This is a genomic window from Variovorax sp. dw_308 (assembly GCF_019207085.1).
Lineage (GTDB): Bacteria > Pseudomonadota > Gammaproteobacteria > Burkholderiales > Burkholderiaceae_C > Variovorax.
On sequence record NZ_JAATOM010000072.1, the window covers coordinates 1 to 2,476 of the forward strand.

At 66.1% G+C, this 2,476-nt stretch carries 2 protein-coding genes and 1 pseudogene; all 3 read right to left on the reverse strand.

Annotation, left to right across the window (positions count from 1 at the left end):
- Nucleotides 1-203, reverse strand: a pseudogene (locus tag HCU76_RS36180) (carbamate kinase); the annotation flags it as partial.
- A gap of 2 nt (nucleotides 204-205) precedes the next feature.
- Nucleotides 206-1,210: an ornithine carbamoyltransferase gene (locus HCU76_RS36185; protein WP_213959960.1), complete on the reverse strand. Its 1,005-nt coding sequence runs from the start codon at nucleotides 1,208-1,210 to the stop codon at nucleotides 206-208.
- Between the two features lie 24 nt (nucleotides 1,211-1,234).
- Nucleotides 1,235-2,461: an arginine deiminase gene (locus HCU76_RS36190; protein ID WP_213959959.1), complete on the reverse strand. Its 1,227-nt coding sequence runs from the start codon at nucleotides 2,459-2,461 to the stop codon at nucleotides 1,235-1,237.
- Nucleotides 2,462-2,476: the final 15 nt, after the last annotated feature.

The following is a 2,476-nucleotide window of genomic DNA, read 5'->3' on the forward strand; positions in this document are numbered from 1 at the left end:
TCGACCTCGGTATACGCGGCGCCCTGCAGGGCCAGCAGGCCGACTTGCGGCCCGTTGCCATGGCCGACCACCAGGTCGTGTTGTCGCGCCACGGGCGCCAGCGAGTGGGCCGCGATGCGCACGTTCTCGCGCTGGTTCTCCGCGGTCATGGGCTGGCCGCGCCGCAGGAGAGCATTGCCGCCGAGGGCCGTGACGATCAGCACCTTCAGTCCCCCAGCGTGGCGACCAGGATCGCCTTGATCGTGTGCATGCGGTTCTCGGCCTGCTCGAAGGCGATGTTCCACTCCGACTCGAACACCTCGTTGTTCACCTCGAGCCCGTCGCTGATGCCGTAGGTCTCGGCAATCTGCTTGCCCAGCGTCGTCTCTGTGTCGTGGAACGCGGGCAGGCAGTGCATGAACTTTACCTGCGGGTTGCCGCTGGCCTTCATCAGCGCGGCATTGACCTGGTACTTCATGAGCAGGCCGATGCGCTCCTTCCAGACTTCCTTCGGCTCGCCCATCGACACCCACACATCGGTGTGGATGAAGTCCACGCCGTTGACCGCCGCGTTCGGGTCGTCGGTGATGGTGAGCGTGGCGCCGTAGCGCGTGGCAAGGTCGCGCGCGATGCCGGTGAACTCGTCCGAAGGCCACAGTTGCTTCGGGCCGCAGATGCGCACGTCCATGCCCATGAGGCAGCCGACGATCATCAGCGAGTGGCCCATGTTGTTGCGCGCGTCGCCCAGGTAGGCGTACTTGATCTGGCTGATCGGCTTGTCGCAGTGCTCGCGCATCGTCATCACGTCGGCGAGCATCTGCGTCGGGTGGTATTCGTCGGTCAGGCCGTTGAAGATCGGCACGCCCGCATACTTCGCCAGCGTTTCCACACCGGTCTGGCTGGCGCCGCGGTACTCGATGGCGTCATACATGCGCCCCAGCACGCGCGCCGTGTCCTTGAACGATTCCTTGTGGCCGATCTGCGAGCCCGCGGGGTCGAGGTAGGTCACGTTGGCGCCCTGGTCATGGCAGGCCACCTCGAAGGAACAGCGGGTGCGCGTCGAGGTCTTCTCGAAGATCAGGCAGATCTCCTTGTCCTGCAGGTGCTTCTGCTCGGTGCGCGCGTACTTGGCGCGCTTGAGGTCGCGGGCGAGGTCGAGCAGGTAGCGGAATTCGCGCTGGCTGTAGTCCTGCACGGTCAGCAACGAGCGGTTGCGCAGATTGAAGCTCATGTTCAGTTCCTTGGTTGGTCGTCGTCAATAGGCCGGATCACGCGAGATCGGACAGGTCATGCAGTGCCCGCCTCCGCGTCCGCGCCCGAGTTCGGAGCCGCGCACGGTGATGACTTCCACGCCCGCCTTGCGCAGCAGCGTGTTGGTGTAGGTGTTGCGGTCGTAGGCAACCACCACGCCGGGGTCGAGCGCCACCACGTTGTTGCCGTCGTCCCACTGTTCGCGCTGCGCCTGCCAGGCGTTGCCGCCGGTCTCCACCACGCGCAGCGCCTTGAGCCCGAGCGCGTCGCGCACCACGTCGAACAGATGGCCCTCATCCAGGTGGACCTCGATGCTGCCGTTGCCGTCCGGGCGCGCGCTGTAGCAGCGCACCTGGTCGACCACTTCGCGGAAGGCGGTGACGAGGTCGCGGTCGCAGAAGCTGAACACCGTGTCGAGGTGCATCGCGGCACGGCTCTTGGGCATCAGGCAGCCGATCACGCGCGTCGCGCCGCCGCGCGTCAACAGTTGCTCGGCCAGCTGGTAGACGGCCTGCCGCGTGGTGCGCTCGCCCATGCCGATGAGCACCACACCCTTGCCGATGGGCATCACGTCGCCGCCCTCGATGGTCGACGCGCCAAAAGGCTCGTCGGAATCGCCCAGCCAGATCTGGAAGTCGGCGCCCTTGAAGCGCGGATGGAACTTGTAGATCGCGCGCTGCAGCAATGTCTCGGGCTGCCGCGCGGGCCAGAACATCGGATTGCAGGTCACGCCCTGGTAGATCCAGCAGGACGGATCGCGCTGGAACAACGTGTTGGGCACCGGCGGGATCACGAAGTCGGTGTCGCCGAAGGCACCGATCAGGATGGAGGACATCTCGCTCTTCGGGATGTCGAGCAGTGCGATGCCGCCGATCAGGTGGTCGGCCAGTTTGGCGGCCGGCATCTCGTCGAGCCAGGGCCTTATCGCGCTGCGCACCCCGAGCCCGACCTCGTTCACGGTGATGCGCCGGTCGAGCACCCAGGCGCGCGCCGCCTTGTCCTGCAGCGTCTCGGCCAGCATCTCGTGCAGGTCGAGCACCTCGGTGTCGCGCTCGCGCATCTTGAGCACGAAGTCGTAGTGGTCCTTCTGCGCCTCGTGGACCCAGAGCACGTCGTCGAACAGCAGGTCTGCGGCGTTGCCCGGCGTGAGCCGCTGGTGCGCCAATCCCGGCCGGCAGACCATGACGGTCCGGAGCCTGCCGACCTCGCTGTGAACGCCTAGAGCATGCATGCAATGTCTCCTTGT